This window comes from Pseudoxanthomonas winnipegensis (assembly GCF_030322905.1).
Lineage (GTDB): Bacteria > Pseudomonadota > Gammaproteobacteria > Xanthomonadales > Xanthomonadaceae > Pseudoxanthomonas_A > Pseudoxanthomonas_A winnipegensis.
This window is the reverse complement of record NZ_CP095475.1, coordinates 3,643,160-3,662,412: the sequence shown is the minus strand read 5'-3', so window position 1 is coordinate 3,662,412 and position 19,253 is coordinate 3,643,160. Positions and strand designations below refer to the sequence as shown.

Genomic DNA, 19,253 nt, shown 5'->3' with positions numbered 1-19,253 from the left:
TGCTGTCGTACGACAAGGACCCCGCCGCGAGGCGGGGTCTTTTCGTTTCCGGCGGCGACCCCGCTGCGCCCGTCCCTTGGCGACCTCAGCGCGGTGCAAGGAACTGGCGCATGCGGGCCAGCTCCTCATCCAGCGCCTGGCCGAAGGCCGCCTCGCTCGGCGCTGCACCCGCGGCATAGCCGGTCGCGGCCTCCAGCTGGCCCTCGCGCCAGGTCAGGTTCGCCCAGCCGATCACCTGTCCGCGCCAAAGCATCGGCAGGGCGTAGTAGCCGAACTGGCGCCGGGCCGCGGGGGTGTAGGCCTCGAACTTGTAGGTCCAGTCCCAGAACAGGCTGAAGCGGCGCCGGTCCCAGACGATGGGGTCGAAGGGCGCCAGCAGGCGCAGCTGCTCGTCGAAGCGGTAACGGCGCGCTCGTGGATGTTCATCGGCGGGCCAGTACCAGTCGGTGCCGTCGATGCGCACCTGGGCCAGGCGCTGGCGCGCCAGGCGCAGGGCATTGCGCAGTTCGTCGCTCAGATGCGGCGCGCCGCCGCCGAGCAGTCGCGCCAGGTAGACCAGGCTGGTGGCGGGCAGCGGCGCGTACTTGCGCACCACCAGGTCGAGCAGCGCCGCGGCGCGTTCGGCGCGGGCGGCCGGCGCGTCGTCCGCCGGCGCATGCGCCACGGCCTCGTAGACCCGCGTGCCGCTGTCGCGCCGCTTGACCCGCAGCAGGCCGCGGTAATGCAGGCCGTCGAGCAACTGGGTGGTGGCATTGCTCGAGCCGCCCCAGTAGTTGCGCACGCGGCCATGGGCGAAGTGCTGCTCGACCTGGCGCGGATGCACCGCGCCGTGTTCGCGCACGAAGGCCAACACCGCGTTGGCCCGTCGCCGGGTCTGCGCGTCCCAGGCGGCCTTGACCTGGCGCGGATGCAGCAGTGCCAGCAGGGGACGCGGCAGGAAGCCGTAGTTGACCAGGAAGTCCTCCTCCACCTGCAGCCGCGCATAGCGGCGCTCCAGGTCGCCGGCGCGATAGTCCTTGACCCGATGGCGCAGAATCAGGTCCTGCGCGCGCGCCGGGGCGCGGATCGGATCGGCCTGGACGAAGCCCAGCTTCGCGATCGCGCCGGCCAGCGTGGTCGGGGTGAACAGGCTGCGCGCGACCGCGTAGCGGCGCAGGTCTTCCAGTCGGGGCGGGGCAGGCATGGGCGGCATTGAATCATGTGGCGAAGGATCGGCCCGATCGCGCATTGCCTGAGTTGCCGATGAAACAGTCGCGCCGGCGCAAAAGCCGTGGTATCAATGCTGCCCATGAACGCACCCCGCGCCCGCTATTACTTTTGGTTTCCGAAGCCACAGGCGGAGGAAGGAGCGCGTTCACCCTGAAGAAACCCTTCAGACGCGTCCCGAAAGCCGCCAGCAACCCTGGCGGCTTTTTTGTTGCCAGCCCGGCGGTCCACGTACCCCACCGATCCGACGACACGAGACTTCAAGATGGCCCCGCTCACTTCCGACCTGCGCATCCGCAAGATCGAGCCCCTGCATACCCCGGCCGAGCTGATGACGGAGTTTCCCTGCGATGACGTCGCCTCCGACACCGTCGCCGCCGCCCGCGCGGCGCTGCACGAGATCCTGCACGGCCGCGACGACCGCCTGGCGGTGGTGATCGGCCCCTGCTCGATTCACGACCCGGCCGCGGCGATGGACTACGCGCGCCGGCTGCGCCCGCTGCGCGATGCGCTGGGCGGCGAACTGGAAATCATCATGCGCGTGTACTTCGAGAAGCCGCGCACCACGGTGGGCTGGAAGGGCCTGATCAACGACCCGCGGCTGGACGGCAGCTTCCGCATCAACGAGGGCCTGGCCACCGCGCGCAGCCTGCTGCGCGAGATCAACCTGCTCGGCCTGCCGGCCGGCTGCGAGTACCTGGACGTGATCTCGCCGCAGTACATCTCCGACCTGGTGGCCTGGGGCGCGATCGGCGCGCGCACCACCGAGAGCCAGATCCACCGCGAGATGGCCAGCGGCCTGTCCTGCCCGGTGGGCTTCAAGAACGGCACCAGCGGCGATGTGAAGATCGCCGTGGACGCGGTCGGCGCGGCCTCGCATCCGCATCATTTCCTGGCCGTGACCAAGCACGGCCAGTCGGCGATCGCCTCGACCACCGGCAACCCGGACTGCCACGTGATCCTGCGCGGCGGCAAGGTGCCCAACTACGATGCGGCCAGCGTGCAGGCCGCCAGCGAGGTGCTGGCGCACAACGGCCTGGCGCCGCGCCTGATGATCGATGCCAGCCACGCCAACAGCGGCAAGAAGCCGGAGAACCAGCCCAAGGTCGTCGAGGATCTGGTGGCCCAGCTGGCCGCCGGCGAGGAGCGCATCGTCGGGGTGATGGTGGAAAGCCATCTGGTGGGCGGCCGCCAGGACCTGATCGAGGGTCAGCCGCTGACCTATGGCCAGAGCATCACCGACGGCTGCATCGGCTGGGACGATTCGGTGGCCGTGCTCGAGCGCCTGGCCGCCGGCGTGCGGGCGCGTCGCGCCCGTCGGATCGCGCAGGCCGCATGACCGCGCGCGCGGCCCGGCGGTCGCCGCCGGCCGCGCATACGTCCTGAACACACGCGTCGGGCATGCTTGGCCCGATGAACGCTTCCGACGCCGCGACGGCCCAGCGCCGTCCATCTCCCTTGCGCCGCTGGATGCGGCGCCTGGCCTGGCTGCTGCTGGGCTGCTACGCGGCCTATCTGGTCGCCGGCAATCTCTACCTCAACACGCCGCTGGGGCCGTGGAGCGTCAACCGCAAGCCGGAGAAGTTCGCCATGCACTGGGGCCCGGCGCTGACCTGGTGGCCGGGCGAGATCGTGCTGTGGAAGGTGTCGCTGCGCGGCCATGTCGGGCGCGTGGTGTGGACCATGCAGGCCGACCGCGTGGCCGGGCACATCTCGCTGCTCAACCTGGTGCACAAGGAAGTCTATGTGCCGCGCGTGCGCGCCACCGAGGTGACCGGGCAGATCGCCAGCGTGGCGCAGGAGATCCCGCCGCCGCCGGTGCGCCCGGGGGGCTGGCTGCTCAACTTTCCGGCCATCACCAGCGACAGCGTGCGCGGCGGCACGCTCGGGCCCTTGACGCTGGAGGGGCAGGGCAAGGCCAAGGTGGGCTTCACCAAGCGCCTGCGCGGCGGCCCGGCCGAGCTGCTGCCCTCCACTGCGCACTTCGAACATCTGCGCCTGGGCTATGGCCAGGTCGCGCTGCTGGAGGACGCCACGCTGGGCAGCGAGTTCGCGATGACCCCGACCACGCGCGCCCAGGCCAAGGGCATCGAGAAGCTGCGGCGCATGCGCATCGCGCTCGACGTGGCCGGCGGCACGCCGGCGCTGGCGGCCCGGCAGAGCGATGCGGGCAAGCTCGAACTGACCCTGCAGCCCGGCCAGGGCCGCGTGCAGGGGGCGCTGAAGCTGGTGCAGGCCGAACTGGCGCCGGGCGGCGTGCTGTCCTGGCGCATGCCGGTGGTGATCACCGACGTGCACGGGCAGGTGCATCGCAGCACGCTGACCGCCCAGCTCTCGGTCGACCGCGATCTGCATCTGAAGGCCAACATGCCGCCGCAGACCGACGGCGTGCTGGCGCTCGACGCGGACCTGCGCGCCGATGGCACGCGGATCCCGTTCGAGCAGCCGCGCACGCTGCTGCCGCGCACGTCCGGGCGGCTGGCCGGGCAATGGCAGTTCAGTTCGCTCAAGTGGGTCACCTCGCTGTTCGTCAACGTGCCCTGGCTGTCGCTGGACGGCGCCGGGCGGGTGCAGGGCGATGTCACGCTGGACCACGGCGTGCTGGCCGTGGGCAGCCACCTGGAGATCCCGCACGTGCAGGCGCGGGCCGATGTGGTGGCCCAGCGCGTGACCGGCACCGGCAGCGCCAAGGCGCGGCTGGAAGCCGGCGACGGCGGGCGGCCGCGCTCGCGCGTGGACGTGGCGCTGACCGACTACAGCGTCGCCGCGATCGACCAGCTCAAGCGGCCCTACATCCGCGGCAAGGACCTCAAGCTCCATACCGACAGCGACGCCGACCTGGCCAAGGCGCGCGAGTCGCTCAAGGCGCAGGCGACCTTCACCAATGCGCAGGTGCCGGACCTGCGGGCGTACAACCGCTTCCTGCCCAATGACCATCTGCGCTTCGACGGCGGCTCGGGCACGCTGACCGGTCAGCTGGCGCTGGATGCGGCCGGCCAGGCGGGCAACGGCCAGGTGCGCATCGCCGCGCGCGCGGCCCAGGTGCGGGCGGCGGGGCTGGCGATGCGCGGCGATGTGGACGTGGACCTGCGGCTCAAGCGCGCCGACCTGCAGCGCCAGCGCTTCGCCGTCGATGGCAGCACGGTCGCGCTGAAGAACATCAGCTTCGCTCACGCCGGGCTGAGCCGCAGCGGCTGGTGGGCCAACGTAGCGCTGCCGCGCGCGCAGATGGACGTGGCCGACGAGCGCCTGGCGGTGCAGGGCACGGTGTCCACGCAGATGAAGGACGTGGGCTTCCTGCTGGACCTGTTCTCGCAGGATCGCGATTACCCGGGCTGGATGGTCAAGCTGGTCGATGCCGGCACGGTGCGGGCGTCCACGCGCGTGCGCTGGCGCCAGCACGACCTGGTGCTGGACGACATCGACGCGCGCAACGACCGCTTCGACCTGGTCGGGCGCTTCCGCCTGCAGGGCCGCGACAAGGCGCAGGGCGATCTCTATGCGCGCTGGGGCGTGCTGGGCGCGGCGGTGGAGCTGCGCAACGGCGCCCATACCTTCCACTTGCTGGGCGCCAAGCGCTGGTACGAGGCCCAGCCGGGCTATCTGGATTGAGGTTCAGCTTGCAGCAGGCGTTCGTTTTGCACTGCAGCGTGCAATGTCCTCGCGGGGGGCGCAGGATTGACCCGCATCCCGACGTGGGGGAGGGAGCAGGCCCGGAACTGGCGCAAGCTGTTTCGGGCTTTTTATTGCCTGTTTTTTGGGTCGCGTGGTCGGGGAAGCTAACTTCGGCGAGCAGCCTCGACCCGGCCGGGCGCGGCTCCTCGACTCGGTCCGCCCTCCATGGCGGACTCGCCGCCGCGCCCGACCGGGTCGAGGCTCCTAGGCCCATGGATCGGGATTTCTTTCGATTCGAAGGGATCGAGCAGCGCCTTGCCCCTCCCTTTCGCCGCAGGCGAAGGGGAGGGCCGGGGAGGGGTGCTTTTGCTCTTGCTCTTGCTTCGGTGGCTCTACGGGTAAAGCCCCGACCCCTCCCCCTCAGTCGCTAGCCGCGACTTCGAGCTCCCCTGCGCTTCGCGCAAGGGAGGGGGCTTAAACCGAAGTCCTGTTACCTGACGCGCGAGGCAGCGGGCCACCTCCCGCCTCCCACATCGCATTGCTGCGTTCCGTGGGGCGGGACGCGCGCGGCGGCGGGGGCGGGGCCCAGGCGATAGAATGACGCCATGGACACGCCCGCTCCCCGCCAGATCCCGTTGCAGGTCGTCACTGCGCCCACCGCCGCCGCCTCGCTGGAGACCGGCGCCAAGCAGCTGGGCGGCGATAAGATCGGCCGCTCGCCGGTGCAGTTCGCCGACGCGCCGGTGCTGCGCAAGCCCTCCTGGATCCGCGTGCGCATCCCCTCGGGCAACGCCGTGGCCAACCTCAAGGCCAAGCTGCGCGAGAACCGCCTGGTCACCGTCTGCGAGGAGGCCAGCTGCCCGAACATCCATGAGTGCTTCGGCCACGGCACGGCGACCTTCATGATCCTGGGCGAGGTCTGCACCCGCCGCTGCTCGTTCTGCGACGTGGCCCACGGCCGGCCCAAGCCGCCCGATGCCAACGAGCCGGCCAGCCTGGGCAACACCGTGGCCGACATGGGCCTGAAGTACGTCGTGGTCACCAGCGTGGACCGCGACGACCTGCGCGACGGCGGTGCCCAGCATTTCGTCGACTGCATCGGCGCGATCCGCGAGAAGTCGCCGGGTACCCGCATCGAGATCCTGACGCCCGACTTCCGCGGCAAGGGACGCATGGAGCGCGCGCTGGAGATCCTGGCGACCAATCCGCCGGACGTTTTCAACCACAACATCGAGACCGTGCCGGACCTGTACCGCAACGTCCGTCCGGGCGCGGACTACCAGTGGTCGCTGACCCTGCTCAAGCAGTTCAAGGCCCAGCACCCGGAGATCCCGACCAAGTCCGGCATCATGCTTGGCCTGGGCGAGACCTTCGAGCAGATCCAGGCCACCATGCGCGACCTGCGCGCGCACGAGGTGGACATGATCACCATCGGCCAGTACCTGCAGCCCACGCCGCACCACCACCCGGTGCTGCGCTACTGGACGCCGGAGGACTACAAGGCCCTGGAGGTCTACGGCTACGAGCTGGGCTTCAGCCACGTCGCTTCGGGTCCGATGGTGCGCTCGTCGTATCACGCCGACCAGCAGGCCGCCGGCGCGGGCGTGGCCGCCTGATCCGCGCCTCCCACCCCAACCTGCGCAGCACTCTGTCCCGCCGCCTGGCCCTTAAGCCTGGCGGCGGTGTCGTATGGACGCCTTGTGCGGGTGCGTTCACATTGCGGAACCGCCTCCCCCCTAGGCTCGCACCGTGCGTGACAGCCCGCGCAACTTTCGGCACTGTGGCGTTGTCAACGTTCCACGCATCTTTCCCCACACGCTTCCACCGGCCCCGCGGCCGCGAGTCCATCGAATGAAAGCCAAGCTCACCCTGACCCTGCTGGCCCTGGCCCTGACCGCCCCGGTGGCGCTGCTGGCGCGGCCTGACGTGACACCCAGCAAGCCGGCCAGCACCAGCGTGGTGCCGATGGGGCCGACCGCCGACCAGTCCACCACCTCCAAGCTGGTCTACGGTCTGCTGTCCGACAGCCGCTACGCCTACCGCCCGCGCGCGCTGGACGATGCGCTGTCCCAGGACGTCTACAAGCGCTACCTGGATGCGCTGGACGGCGGCAAGCAGTTCTTCACCGCCAAGGACATCGAGGGCTTCATGCCGCTGTCCACGCGGCTGGACGATGCGATCAAGAGCGGCCAGCTCTCGCCGGCCTACGACATCTTCCAGGTCTACCGCCAGCGCGTCGGCGAGCGGGTGGCCTATGCACGCAGCCTGCTGAAGAAGCCGGACTTCGATTTCACCACCCACGAGCGCTGGGAGTACGACCGCGAGAAGGCGCCGTGGGCCAAGGACAGCGCCGAGCTCGACGCGATCTGGCGCAAGTCGGTGATGAACGACTGGCTGCGGCTGAAGATGGCCGGCAAGAAGCCCGACGCCATCGCCCAGACGCTGGACAAGCGCTACGCCAACATCCAGCGCAGCGTGGACGAGTTGGATAGCGAGGACGTGTTCCAGACCTTCCTCAACGCCTATACCTCGGCGGTGGACCCGCATACCGACTACTTCACGCCCAAGACGGCCGAGCAGTTCAACCAGCAGATGTCGCTGTCGCTGGAAGGCATCGGCGCGGTGCTGCAGCGCCAGGACGACACGGTGGTAATCCGTGAGATCGTCCCGGGCGGCCCGGCCGACCTGTCCAAGAAGCTGCAGCCCGGCGCGCGCATCGTCGGCGTGGCCCAGGGCAGCGATGGCGCCTTCACCGACGTGATCGGCTGGCGCACCGACGATGTGGTCGATCTGATCCGCGGCAAGAAGGGCACCCGCGTGCGCCTGGAGTTCATCGCGCCGGAGGCGGGCATGGACGGGCCGCACAGCACGGTGACCATCGTGCGCGACAAGGTGCAGCTGGCCGAGCAGGCCGCCAAGAGCGAGATCGTGACGCTGCCGGCCTCGGGCGCCACGCCTGAGCGACGCATCGGCGTGATCAAGCTGCCGGCGTTCTATCAGGACTTCGAAGGCCGTCGCCGCGATCCGAACAACTACACCTCGGCCACGCGCGACGTGCGCAAGCTGCTGGACGGCTTCAAGGGCCAGCACATCGACGGCGTGGTGATGGACCTGCGCAACAACGGCGGTGGTTCGCTGGACGAGGCGGTCGATCTGACCGGGCTGTTCATCGACCAGGGTCCGGTGGTGCAGGTGCGCGAATCCGGCGGCCGCGTCTCGGTCAGCGGCGACACCACCCCGGGCGTGTCCTGGGACGGGCCGCTGGCGGTGCTGATCAACCGCGGCTCGGCCTCGGCCTCGGAGATCTTCGCTGGCGCCATCCAGGACTACGGTCGTGGCCTGGTGATCGGTGAGACCAGCTTCGGCAAGGGCACCGTGCAGAACCTGGTCGACCTGGACCGCTGGCCGGCCAACGAGGGCGGCAAGCGCTTCGGCCAGCTGAAGCTGACCATCGCCCAGTTCTTCCGCGTGGCCGGTGGCAGCACCCAGCACAAGGGCGTGGTGCCGGACATCGCCTTCCCGGCCAGCATCGATGCGACCGAGTACGGCGAGGACACCTACGACAACGCGCTGCCGTGGACCAAGATCGCGCCGGTCAGCCACACCCAGTACGGCAACTTCGCCCCGCTGCTGCCGAAGCTGGAGGCCCTGCACGACGCGCGCGTCAAGAACGACCTGGAATACCAGTGGTGGTCCGAGGACGTGGCCCAGTTCCGCGCCGAGAAGGCCAAGAAGTACGTGACGCTCAACGAGGCCGAGCGCCTGGCCGAACGCGATCGCCAGGAAGCCCAGCGCAAGTCGCGTCAGGAAGAGCGCAAGAAGCTGGGCATGCCGCTGGACCCGCTGGCCGGCGACCTGGCCGACGACGGCCTGGGCGCGAGCGAGCGCGACATCGTCAAGGATGCCGCGCGCGAGAAGCTGGCCGACAAGCGTCCCGATCCGCTGCTGCACGAATCGGCCGCGATCCTGGGCGATGCGATCGGCGTGCTGGGCCAGGACAAGCAGCTCTCGGCGCAGGTGCTGCCGGTGTCGACCAAGTCGGGCAGCTGGGCGGATTGAGGGCGCCGCCACGGGCGGGAGCAGCTGTCTGCTCAAATCTCGCGGCGGCGTGCCTGTAGAGCGGAGCTTGCTCCGCTAGGGCTTTTCCCACGAACCGAACCAAGAGCAGCGGAGCAAGCTCCGCTCTACAGGCGGGGGCCGTCATTCCCGCGTTCGCGGGAATGACGATGGAGAATTCGACCGTGGCTTGAGCGTTGGCCGCAACGCGTTGATGGAACCAGGGCGCCTTCGGGCGCCCTGGTCGTTTGCGGGTCCGGGCGAGCGCCCGCAACGTCGGATTCCACCGGTATGGGTGTAGCCAGGCGCGGGGCAGGCCCTAGACTGTGCGGCCCCGCGCTGTGGTGAACCCCCATGTCTTCCCCGATGCACGCCGCCACGTCTCCGCGCACCGGCGGCCTGGCCGTGCCGGCCGCGCTGCTGCTGGTCTACGTGGTCTGGGGGTCGACCTATCTGGGGATCCGCATCGCCCTGGAGCACGGCGTGCCGCCGCTGCTGGTGACCTCGGGGCTGCGTTTCGTGGTCGCCGGCGCGCTGCTGTTCGGCGTGCTGCGCCTGCGCGGGGTGGCCGCGCCGACGCGCGCGCAGTGGAAGAACCTGGTCGTCATGGGCGCGCTGCTGCTGGGCATGGGCAATGCGCTGGTCGTGCTGGCCGAGACCACGGTGTCCTCCGGCCTGGCGGCAGTGGCGGTGGCCTCGGTGCCGGTGTGGATGGGGCTGTTCGGCCTGCTGCGCGGCCAGCGCGCCACGCGCATCGAATGGCTCGGCCTGATGCTGGGCTTCGCCGGGGTGGTGTGGCTCAACGCGGGCGGCACGCTCACCGCCAGTCCGCAGGGGCTGGTGTGCCTGCTGCTAGCGCCGATGGCCTGGGCCTTCGGCTCGGTGTGGTCGCGCGGACGCGACCTGCCGTCGCCCTTCATGGCCGCCGCCGGGCAGATGCTGTGCGGCGGCACCTTGATCATGCTGGCCGGCTGGCTGCGCGGCGAACGCCTGCACGCCGTGCCGCCGCTGGAGGGCGTGCTGGCGGTGGTCTACCTGGCGCTGTTCGGCTCGGTTATCGCCTTCACCGCCTATGTCTGGCTGCTGCATCACGTGCGCCCGGCGCTGGCCGGCAGCTATGCCTACGTCAATCCGGTCATCGCCGTGGCGCTGGGCGCGTGGCTGGCGCATGAGCGCTTCACCGCGCACGACCTGGGCGCGATGGCGGTGATCGTGGTCGGTGTGGTGGTGATCACGCTGGCCAAGGTGCGGCGCAAATGAGTGCGGCGGCGCCGACGCTGGACCGGCGCGGCGTGGCCGCCACGGTCGGCGCGTTCGTGGTGTGGGGCCTGTTCCCGCTGTACTGGCGGCTGCTGCAGCATGTGCCGTCGCTGCAGATCATCGCCCACCGCGTGGTCTGGAGCGCCGTGCTGGTGGTCGGCTGGCTGTGCCTGCGCGAGCGCGGCGCCTGGCTGCGGCGCATCGCCGCCCAGCCGCACGCACGCGCCACCCTGGCGCTGACCTCGGTGCTGATCAGCTGCAACTGGGGGCTGTACATCTGGTCGGTCAACAACGGCCATGTGGTCGAGGCCAGCCTGGGCTATTTCATCAACCCGCTGGTCAACGTGCTGCTGGGCGTGCTGGTGCTGCGCGAGCGGCTGACGCGGCTGCAGTGGATCGCGGTGGCGGTCGCGGCCGCCGGCGTGGCCTGGCTGACCTGGCAGGCGGGGCGCGCGCCCTGGATCGCGCTGGGCCTGGCCCTGAGCTTCGGCGCCTATGGCCTGCTGCGCAAGCTGGTGCAGGTCGATGCGGTGTCGGGGTTGGGCATGGAGAGCGTGTACCTGTTCGTGCCCGCGCTGGCGCTGGTGGCCTGGGGTGAGGCCGGGCACGGTGGCGCCTTCGTGCACGGCTGGAGCCTGGGCACCGACGTGCTGCTGGTGCTGGCCGGAGCGGTCACCGCGCTGCCGCTGCTGGGCTTCGCCTACGGCGTGCGGCGCATCCCGCTGTCGCTGGTCGGGCTGCTGCAGTACATCGCGCCGACGCTGCAGCTGCTGCTGGGCGTGCTGGTGTTCGGCGAGCCGTTCGGACTGGAGCGGGCCCTGGGCTTCGCCCTGATCTGGGCGGCGCTGGGCGTGTTCGTCGGCGACAGCCTGTGGCGCGGACGCCGGCGCGGCTGATGGCCTCACGACCCCGTCAGCCCGCAGGCGCGACCATGGCCGCCATGAAGGACGACGTGACCGCCCCGCCGAAGATCGCCGACGCGCAGCGCGCGGTGCTGGACGCCGCCGCCGGCGCCGACCCCGCGCATGCGGCGCTGGCGCTGGTGGTGGACACCGACGGCTCGACCTATGTGCGCGCCGGCGCGATGGCGCTGTTCGATACCCACGGTGGCCAGGTCGGCTGGCTCAGCGGCGGTTGCCTGGAGCCTGAGATCCAGGTGCGCGCGCTGGCGGCGATCGAACAAGGCGCCGTCGACTGGCTGGAACTGGACACCCGCGAAGACGAGGACCTGCTGTCCGGCTCGGCGATCGGCTGCCGCGGCCGCCTGCAGCTGGCGCTGCTGCCGCTGGCGCTGCTGCCGGGGCTGGAGACCGCGATCGCCGCCTGGCGCGGCGGCCAGGATCAGACGCTGCGGCTGCAGACGCACAAGCTCGATCAGCTGACCCTCACGCTGGGCGCGCAGCGCTGGACGCTGCCCTGCGCGCCTGCGCCGACCGGGCTGGCCGCCGGCATCGGGCTGCTGTTCCAGGCGCCGCCGCAGGTGCTGGTGCTGGGCGCCGGCCCGGAGACGCCGCTGCTGCTGCCGCTGCTGCGCGAGATCGGCTGGACCACGACCCTGGTCGAACGCCGCCCGCGCTGGCAGCCGGGCGACGCGCAGGCCGTCGGCGCCGATGCGCTGCAGCCCCTGGCGCCTGCCGAGGCGCTGACGCTGCCGGCTTCGGCTGGGGCCGATGCCGCGCTGGTCATGCACCACAACTTCGAACTGGATCGCGAAGCGCTCGAAGCGCTGGCCGCGACCGATATCCCCTTCGTCGGCCTGCTCGGGCCGGTGCGGCGGCAGCAGGACCTGTTCCGCCTGTTGCCGCCGGTGGCGCGTCAGGCGCTGGCCCCGCGGTTGCGTTCGCCGGTGGGGCTGGACCTGGGCGGGCGCGGCGCGCAGGCCATCGCGCTGAGCATCGCCGCGCAGCTGCAGGCCTGGCATCACGGCCGCACGGCGTGAGCGACCACATCGCCGTGGTGCTGGCCGCCGGCGGCAGCCGGCGCCTGGGCCGCGCCAAGCAGTTGCTGCCGCGCGCGGGCGAACCGCTGGTCTGCCGCGCCGTGCACCTGGCGCGCGCCACCGCGCCCCTGCGCCTGCTGGTGGTGGTCGGCGCGCGCGCGACCCAGGTCAGCGCCGCGGTGCGCGCCGCCGATGTGGAGACCGTGATGAACCGCCAGTGGCGCGAAGGCCTGGCCGCCAGCGTGCGCGCCGCGCGCGATGCGCTGGCGACCGACGCGCGCGGCGCCACGCGCGTGCTGCTGCTGGCCTGCGATCAGCCGGCGCTGGAGGCCGCGCATCTCCAGGCGCTGCTCGAGGCCGCCGCGCGGTCCGATTCGGGCTGCGCCGGCACGGTGCACGGCGCGCGCATCGGCATCCCCGCCGTGGTCACGCTGGCGCGCCTGGCGCAGGCCCAGCCGCAGGGCGATGCCGGCCTGCGCGAGCTGCTCAACGCGCTGACGCCCGAGACGGTCGGTCGGCTTGCGGCGCCGGAGCTGGAGTTGGACCTGGACACGCCGGCGGACCTGGTCACGGCGACCGCCCGCGGCCTGATCGATCCGCTGCCGTCCACGAGCGAGTAGCCGCTTCTTGGGGGGAGCCGCTGTCTCCTCGAATCTCGCAGCTTCCTGCCTGTAGAGCGGAGCTTGCTCCGCTGGGGCTTTCCCACGAACTGAACGAAGAGCAGCGGAGCAAGCTCCGCTCTACAGGTGGGAGCCGTCCTTATGGCTTTTTGGCCCACGGCGGCGAAGTGCTTTGCCGGTAGAGCCCATCGCCGCCGTGGGCCGAAAAGGCCACAAGGGCGGCTCCGGCGATGTAGGGCTTGCGCTTCGCAACTGGCCTTGCTGGGCAGACAGTGATGAGGCGTGATCGGAAGGCCTCATCGCCCCCGCGGCAGCCTTCGGCTTGTCGCCTTCAGCGCTGCGCCGTCAGTGCGTCGGTCGGCAGCGGCGGGGTCAGCGCCTCGGGCACGGGGCAGCGCGAGGTCGGGGTGGCGGTGGCGGCGAACCAGGCGTCCACCGTCGGCGCCAGCCGGTCCAGGCGCATCGGCAGGCTCAGATGGGTTTCGCCCGGCACTTCCAGATAGCGGTCGCGCGGCGCGGCGGCGGCGAGCATGCGGCCGTGCGCGACCGGGATGTGATGGTCGTTGGTGCCATGGACGATCAGCACGCAGGCCGGCGTGGCGCGCAGGGCGCCGGCGACGTCGACATCGTCCAGGTTCAGCCCCAGCTGCGCGTCGGCCGCGGCGATCACCGCGTCGAGGTTCTGCCGGCCGTAGGTCGCCTGCGCGATCAGCGTGGTCGCGGCGGACTTCCACGTGTCCGGCCGCGCGGCCAGCATGTGCGGGACCATGTCGCGGATGCCGCGGCCGGCGTTGGCGAAGGATTCCATCGCCACCACGCCGGCCACCTGGGGGCCCAGGTCGTGCGCGGCGAAGATCGCCGTGGCCGCGCCGTAGGACACGCCGAACAGGTACAACGGGCCGGCGATCTCGCCGCGCTGGCGCAGCTGGTCGACCACGCGCGCCACGTCCTGCCCTTCGCGCGTGCCATAGCCGGCCGGGCCACTGCCGGAGCGGCCGTGGTTGCGCAGGTCCAGGGTGATGGTGCGGTAGCCGGCCTGGGCCAGCTGCAGCGCCCAGGGCATCAGCGAGTCGCCGTCCATCATCCAGCCGTGCAGCAGCACCACCGTGCCACGCGGGGCGGCCGGCGCCTGCGGCCGCACGAAGTCCACGTCGAAGGCCACCTGCTGCAGCGCGCTGCCGTCCGGGTTGCCGGTGTAGCGGTAGTCCAGCCGGTAGTCGCCCGGGTCCAGCGCGCGCCAGTAGATCGGGACGCCGCCTTGCCCCGGCAGCTTGCCGCTGCGGGTGGGCAGGCGCGCCATCAGCCCCTCGATGCGCGGAGCATCCAGCAACGGCGACACGCCACCGGGCGCGACGATGCGGGTGCTGAGCGAGGTCGAGTTGGGCGGGATGCAGGCGACCAGCCAGACGCAGCAGGCGAGCACCAGCACAAGCAGGCGGGACATCGGCGTGGGGAAGACAGCGAACGGCGGCGCAGCCTAGCGCCGCCGCCGGCCGGCGCGCTATCGCACCGGCGTGACATTCGCATGACAGCTGTCGTGGGTTCAGACAGGCGGCTTGCGTGCGGTTAGGCGGTCACCGCGACGACGATGCGCGGTGACCGCCCAGTCCGATCGACTGCAGGCGTCGATGGCCGGACCGCCGGCGACGCCACGCCACCCCTTCCGCCGCGCCGGCGGTGACCTCACCGCCTCCAGGCGCTCACGACGGAAGCAGCCCTCAGACTTCGCGCAGCGCCTGGGTGATCGGCAGGCGCGCCGCGCGCAGGGCCGGGAACAGCCCGCCGACCAGCCCGATCGCCAGCGCCCACTTCAGCCCGCTCCACAGCAGTGGCGCGGAGACCTTGAACTGGAACACCACCTGGCTGAAGTTCTGCCCCAGCGTGGACACGCTGTAGTTGTTGAACAGCAGCCACGCCAGCGCGCCGCCCAGCAAGCCGCCCAGCAGCGCCAGCAGCATGGTTTCCAGCATCACCGCGGTCACCACCGGCAGGCCACGGAAGCCGATCGCGCGCATGGTGGCGATCTCGCGGGCGCGGGCGGCCACCGCCGCATACATCGTATTGAGCGCGCCGAACACCGCGCCCACCGCCATGATCGCGCCGATCACCGTGCCCAGGATGGTCAGCAGCTTGTTGAGGCCGCCGCCCTGCTTGGCGTAGTAGGCACGCGTGGTCTCCACGTCCAGCTTCAGGCGCGGATCGCCGGCCATGGCGGCCCTGAACTGCTCGAAGCCGGCCTTGCCCTCGGTCCTGACGGTTACCGACTGGTAGGCGCGGCGGTTGTAGGCGCTGGCCAGGGTTTCCGCATCGGCCCACAGCTCCGAGTCGTGCGCATCGCCGGAGGCGAACACGCCGACCACCTGCCACTGCTGGTTGCCCAGCTTCAGCGGCTGGCCGACCGAGAGTCCACCGAACTGATGCAGCGCGCCCTGGCCGACCACCAGCTCGCGCATGCCCGGCTTGAAGCGCCGGCCCTGGATGATCCGCATGCGCTCGTGCACGGCCCAGGCTTCCTCGCCCACGCCGCGCACCTGCACATTGGTGTCCGAACCATCGGACTTGGACGGCAGCGCGACCACCTGCGACAGCTCGGCCGAGACCAGCGGCCGGCCGTTGGCATCGCGCGCGATGCCGGGCAGGCGGCCGATCAGCGGCAGCTGGTCGCGGGTGATGACCGAGTTGGCCTCGGCCTGCGAGCCGCCGCGCAGCACGATGGCGCTGGTCTCATCGCCGGTGCCGTTGAGCTGGGCCTGGAAGCCGTTGCCCATCGCCAGCATCGCCACCAGCACCGCGACCACGCCGGCGATGCCGACCACGATCACCGAGGCCGCGCCCCAGCGCTGGGGCAGGCTGGCCACGCCGATGCGCGTGGCCTGCAGCGCCAGACGGCCGGTGCGGGTCAGCCCCAGCCACAGCCCCAGCAGCGCCGCGAGCGCCAACACGAGAAACCACGGCAGCGCCACCCAGACGCCGATGGCCACCACCAGTGCGCCGATGGTCAGCGCATTCCACAACCCTTGCTTGCGTTTCATGCGTGCGCTCCTTCAGCGGCCGGCCAGTGCATCGACGATCTTCAGGCGGCTGGCGCGTAGCGCCGGCAGCACGCCCACCACCAGCCCGATCATCACCACCAGGCCCGCGCCGACGGCCCAGGTCTGGCCGGGCACGCGCGCCGGCAGCATGCCGCCGGCCTTGGCCGCCAGCGCCGGCAGGATGCCCGCCGCCAGCCCCAGGCCGATCGCCCCGCCCAGGCCGATCAGCAGCAGCGACTCGACCAGCACCAGCCACAGCATCGTGCGGTCCTGGAAGCCCAGCGTCTTGAGCGTGGCCAGCTCCGGCACGCGCTCGCGCACGGCCTGGGCCATGGTGTTGCCGGTCAGCAGCAGCAGGGTGAAGAACACCGCGCCCATGATCGAGGTGACGATCAGGCCGATGTCGGCGAACTGCTTGACGAAGGCCTGCTGCCAGGACGACTCGGTCTGCGACTTGGTCTCGTGGTCGGAGTTCATCGACAGCGCGTCGATGGCCTGGGCCACGCGCGAGGCGTCGTCCGGGTTGTTGAGCGTGACCGTGTACCAGCTGACCTGGCTCTTGATGTAGTCGTTGGACTCATCGAAGTACTTCCAGTTCATCACCAGCTGGTTCTCCTCGTTGGCCGCCGTGCTGCGGTCCTTGGCGCGGAAGATGCCCACCAGCTGCAGCGGCCAGTCGTTGCTGCCGCCGCGCGGGAAGATGGTGGCCTGCAGCGGGATGGTGTCGCCGAGCTTCCAGCCGAACTTGTTTGCCAGCGTCTCGCCGACCACCGCGCCGGTGCGCGTGGTCTGGAAGGCCTTGAGCTGCGTGGGCGGGAGCTGCAGGTTGGGATAGAGGTCGAAGTAGTTGGGCGCGACCGAGAAGTTGGGGAAGAAGTCCTTCGGGTCGCGGTAGATGCCGCCGAACCACATCGCATAGGTCACGTCCTTGACCCCCTGGACCTGCTTGATCTTCTGCTCCAGGTTGAGCGGCAGGGTCTGGGTGATGGACAGGCGCGAGGCGACGATCAGGCGGTTGGCGCCATCGACCGAACCGCCGGAATTGAACGCCACGCGCACCGAGTCGAGCATCCCGTACAGCAGGAACGCGGCGACCACGCTGAGCAGGGTCAGGAAGGTGCGCGTCTTGCTGCGGAACAGCTGCGCCCAGACCAGGGAGAGATATTTCATGACGGACCTCGTGAGGCGAGGAGGGCTAAGGGAGAAGCGCGTGGAGGCGTCGTGCGGCGCGGGCCTCGGCGCGCGATTGCGCTCGTGCACGGACCGCGCCGGGTTTCATCGCTCAATGCTCGACCGCATCGACCAGCTCGCCCTTGTCCAGGTGCACCGTATGGGTGGCGTACTCGGCGGCCTTGGGATCGTGGGTGACCATGATGATGGTCTTGCCATGGTCGCGATTGAGCAGCTGCAGCAGGGTCAGCACTTCCTCGGCCGAGGCGCGGTCCAGATCGCCGGTGGGTTCGTCGCAGATCAGGAAGGTCGGGTCGGAGACGATGGCCCGGGCGATGGCCACGCGCTGCTGCTGGCCGCCGGAGAGTTCGTTGGGGCGATGGTCGCGGCGTTCGGCCAGGCCCACCAGGGTCAGGGCGATCTGCGCGCGGCGCTTGCGGTCGGCGGCCGACAGGTCGGTCAGCAGCAGCGGCAGCTCGACGTTCTTCTGCGCGGTGAGCATCGGCATCAGGTTGTAGAACTGGAACACGAAGCCCACGTGCCGGCTGCGCCAGTTGGCCAGCTGGCCGCCGCTGAGCCGCTCGATGTGCTCGCCCTCGATCTGGATCTCGCCCGAGGTCGGCGAATCCAGCCCGCCGATCAGATTGAGCAGGGTGGTCTTGCCCGAGCCGGACGGACCCATCAGCGCGACGAAGTCGCCGGCGGTGATGTCCAGGTCCAGGCCGTGCAGCACGTGCACCTTTTCCGGGCCGCGCTGGTAGGTCTTGGTGAGGTTGCGGATCGAAACCAGGGACGTCATGGCGATGCCTCGTGTGGATGCGGGCCAAGGCCCGGGCAGAAGGAAACAGGCGCAAGGCGCGTGGGGCCCTTCGCGTGCGGTCCGGCGCCTGCTGCGCCGGTCTTGCTCGATTGCAACGACGCTCGTGCGCGGCGGGGTTCGACATCGCCCGCCGCCTGAAACTCGAAGACCTCAGGACGCCGGTGCGCCATCGCCGACCGCGACGCTGTCGCCGTCCTTGAGCGTGGCCGGTGGATCGAGCACCACCTGCTCGCCGGCGCGCAGGCCGTCGAGGATCTGGCGCTCGCTGGCCAGGGTCTGGCCGGGCTTGAGCGTGCGGCGCTGGACCTTGTCGCCCTCGACGACGAAGGCGACCGGTACGCCATCGCGCTCCACCACCGCCGCGGCCGGCACGCGCACGCCCTGCGGCGCCGGTGCGTCGGCCTTGGGCGCGGCCTCCAGGAAGCTCACGTTGACGCCCATCTCCGGCACGATGCGCGGGTCCTTGACCTTCAGCGCGATGCGTACCTTGACCGTGGCCTTGCCGCGGTCGGCGGTGGGGATCACGGCGATCACCTCGGCCGGGATCTTCCAGTCCGGATAGGCGTTGAGCGTGGCCACCACCGGCATCTTGGGCTGCACGCGGCCGATGTAGGCCTCGCCCACGTCCACCTCGACCTCCAGCGAATCCATGTCCACGATGGTGCCGATGCCGGTGCGGGTGAAGCCGCCGCCGGCCGACAGCGGCGAGACGATCTCGCCGGGCTGGGCCGCCTTGGCGGTGATCACCCCGGCGAAGGGCGCGCGCACCACGGTGTAGTCCTTGCCGATGCTGGAGATCTTCAGCTGGTCGCGGGCGACCTGCACGTTGCGGCGCGCGGTCTCCAGCTGGGCGCGCAGCGCATCGCGCTCGGCCACCTGCTGCTCGTACTGCGAGCGCGAGACCAGCTGCTGGTTCACCAGCGCATCCAGGCGCCGGGCCTCGGCCTCGGCCCGGGTCAGCTGCGCCTGCATGTTCTGCACCTGGCTCTGCGAGGAGGAGAGCTGGGACTGCGCCAGGCGCTTTTCGGCGTCGGCGTTGATCGGGTCCAGGCGCGCCAGGATCTGGCCGGCCTCCACGCGCTGGCCTTCCTCGATCATCACCTCCTCGACCCGGCCGGTGATCTGCGCCGAGACGGTGGCCGTGCGCCGCGCGACCACATAGCCGGTGGCGTCCAGCACCGAGGCCGGCGCGTCGGCGCCGCCGGTCATCGCCGCGACCGTGGCCGTGCGCACCTGCACCGGCTTGGCCCGGCCGAGCGCGAACCACGCGGCCGCCGCCAGCACCAGCAACACAAGCACGACGACCACCGCAATCCACACGCCCTTGCGCGAGGGCGCCGGCGGCGGTGTCTTGCTGCGATCGATGCGCAGCTCCTTGAGCAGTTCGGCTGAGGCGTTCATGGATCCATCGATGACGTCGTTGAGGCGCAAGTGTGACCAGACCGGGTGATTCGTACCAAGCTGCCGGAAGTCACAACCTGCTTGCGGTCGGGGCGCAGCATGCGCGGCGCGTGGGCCCTGCGGCCAGTGACAGC

14 protein-coding genes are annotated in these 19,253 nt (G+C 70.8%); 8 read left to right on the top strand and 6 right to left on the bottom strand.

The annotated features are described in order from the left end of the window. Positions 1 to 85: 85 nt before the first annotated feature. The gene (locus tag MWN52_RS16090; protein WP_286575504.1) at positions 86 to 1,183 is read right to left on the bottom strand and encodes a DNA glycosylase AlkZ-like family protein; all 1,098 of its coding nucleotides are present in this window, start codon (positions 1,181 to 1,183) and stop codon (positions 86 to 88) included. Between the two features lie 288 nt (positions 1,184 to 1,471). Between MWN52_RS16090 and MWN52_RS16085 the strand changes: the two genes are divergently transcribed. The 8 genes from MWN52_RS16085 to MWN52_RS16050 all read left to right on the top strand — a co-directional run bounded on the left by MWN52_RS16085 (position 1,472) and on the right by MWN52_RS16050 (position 12,696). Next, a complete protein-coding gene (locus MWN52_RS16085) occupies positions 1,472 to 2,545 on the top strand; it encodes a 3-deoxy-7-phosphoheptulonate synthase (RefSeq protein ID WP_130528213.1) in 1,074 nt (357 codons plus the stop codon). 74 nt (positions 2,546 to 2,619) lie between these two features. Continuing rightward, on the top strand, positions 2,620 to 4,818 hold the full coding sequence (locus MWN52_RS16080; protein ID WP_286575503.1) for an AsmA family protein: 2,199 nt from the start codon (positions 2,620 to 2,622) through the stop codon (positions 4,816 to 4,818). Between the two features lie 608 nt (positions 4,819 to 5,426). Next, the gene (lipA, locus tag MWN52_RS16075) at positions 5,427 to 6,437 is read left to right on the top strand and encodes a lipoyl synthase (RefSeq protein WP_130516636.1); all 1,011 of its coding nucleotides are present in this window, start codon (positions 5,427 to 5,429) and stop codon (positions 6,435 to 6,437) included. 235 nt (positions 6,438 to 6,672) lie between these two features. Continuing rightward, entirely contained in the window at positions 6,673 to 8,880 is a 2,208-nt protein-coding gene (locus MWN52_RS16070) for a carboxy terminal-processing peptidase (protein ID WP_130524487.1), read from the top strand. A 351-nt stretch (positions 8,881 to 9,231) separates the two neighbouring features. After that, complete coding sequence (yedA, locus tag MWN52_RS16065) at positions 9,232 to 10,137, top strand: drug/metabolite exporter YedA (RefSeq protein WP_286575501.1); 906 nt, start codon at positions 9,232 to 9,234, stop codon at positions 10,135 to 10,137. Then, positions 10,134 to 11,033: an EamA family transporter RarD gene (rarD, locus tag MWN52_RS16060; RefSeq protein WP_286575498.1), complete on the top strand. Its 900-nt coding sequence runs from the start codon at positions 10,134 to 10,136 to the stop codon at positions 11,031 to 11,033. The genes yedA and rarD overlap by 4 nt, the downstream gene beginning before the upstream one ends. 35 nt (positions 11,034 to 11,068) lie before the next feature. Further along, complete coding sequence (locus MWN52_RS16055) at positions 11,069 to 12,076, top strand: XdhC family protein (protein WP_286575497.1); 1,008 nt, start codon at positions 11,069 to 11,071, stop codon at positions 12,074 to 12,076. Continuing rightward, entirely contained in the window at positions 12,073 to 12,696 is a 624-nt protein-coding gene (locus tag MWN52_RS16050; RefSeq protein WP_286575496.1) for a nucleotidyltransferase family protein, read from the top strand. Before MWN52_RS16055 ends, MWN52_RS16050 begins: the two co-directional genes overlap by 4 nt. Before the next feature lie 331 nt (positions 12,697 to 13,027). Here MWN52_RS16050 and MWN52_RS16045 read toward each other — a convergent pair whose 3' ends face one another. The 5 genes from MWN52_RS16045 to MWN52_RS16025 form a co-directional block, all read right to left on the bottom strand. Beyond that, positions 13,028 to 14,140: an alpha/beta hydrolase gene (locus tag MWN52_RS16045; RefSeq protein WP_286575495.1), complete on the bottom strand. Its 1,113-nt coding sequence runs from the start codon at positions 14,138 to 14,140 to the stop codon at positions 13,028 to 13,030. A 274-nt stretch (positions 14,141 to 14,414) separates the two neighbouring features. Then, positions 14,415 to 15,728: an ABC transporter permease gene (locus MWN52_RS16040; RefSeq protein WP_130524482.1), complete on the bottom strand. Its 1,314-nt coding sequence runs from the start codon at positions 15,726 to 15,728 to the stop codon at positions 14,415 to 14,417. 12 nt (positions 15,729 to 15,740) lie between these two features. Further along, a complete protein-coding gene (locus tag MWN52_RS16035; RefSeq protein WP_286575494.1) occupies positions 15,741 to 16,898 on the bottom strand; it encodes an ABC transporter permease in 1,158 nt (385 codons plus the stop codon). A 112-nt stretch (positions 16,899 to 17,010) separates the two neighbouring features. Continuing rightward, the gene (locus MWN52_RS16030; RefSeq protein ID WP_130516649.1) at positions 17,011 to 17,697 is read right to left on the bottom strand and encodes an ABC transporter ATP-binding protein; all 687 of its coding nucleotides are present in this window, start codon (positions 17,695 to 17,697) and stop codon (positions 17,011 to 17,013) included. A gap of 171 nt (positions 17,698 to 17,868) precedes the next feature. Next, the gene (locus MWN52_RS16025) at positions 17,869 to 19,119 is read right to left on the bottom strand and encodes an efflux RND transporter periplasmic adaptor subunit (RefSeq protein ID WP_286575493.1); all 1,251 of its coding nucleotides are present in this window, start codon (positions 19,117 to 19,119) and stop codon (positions 17,869 to 17,871) included. Positions 19,120 to 19,253 lie beyond the last annotated feature (134 nt).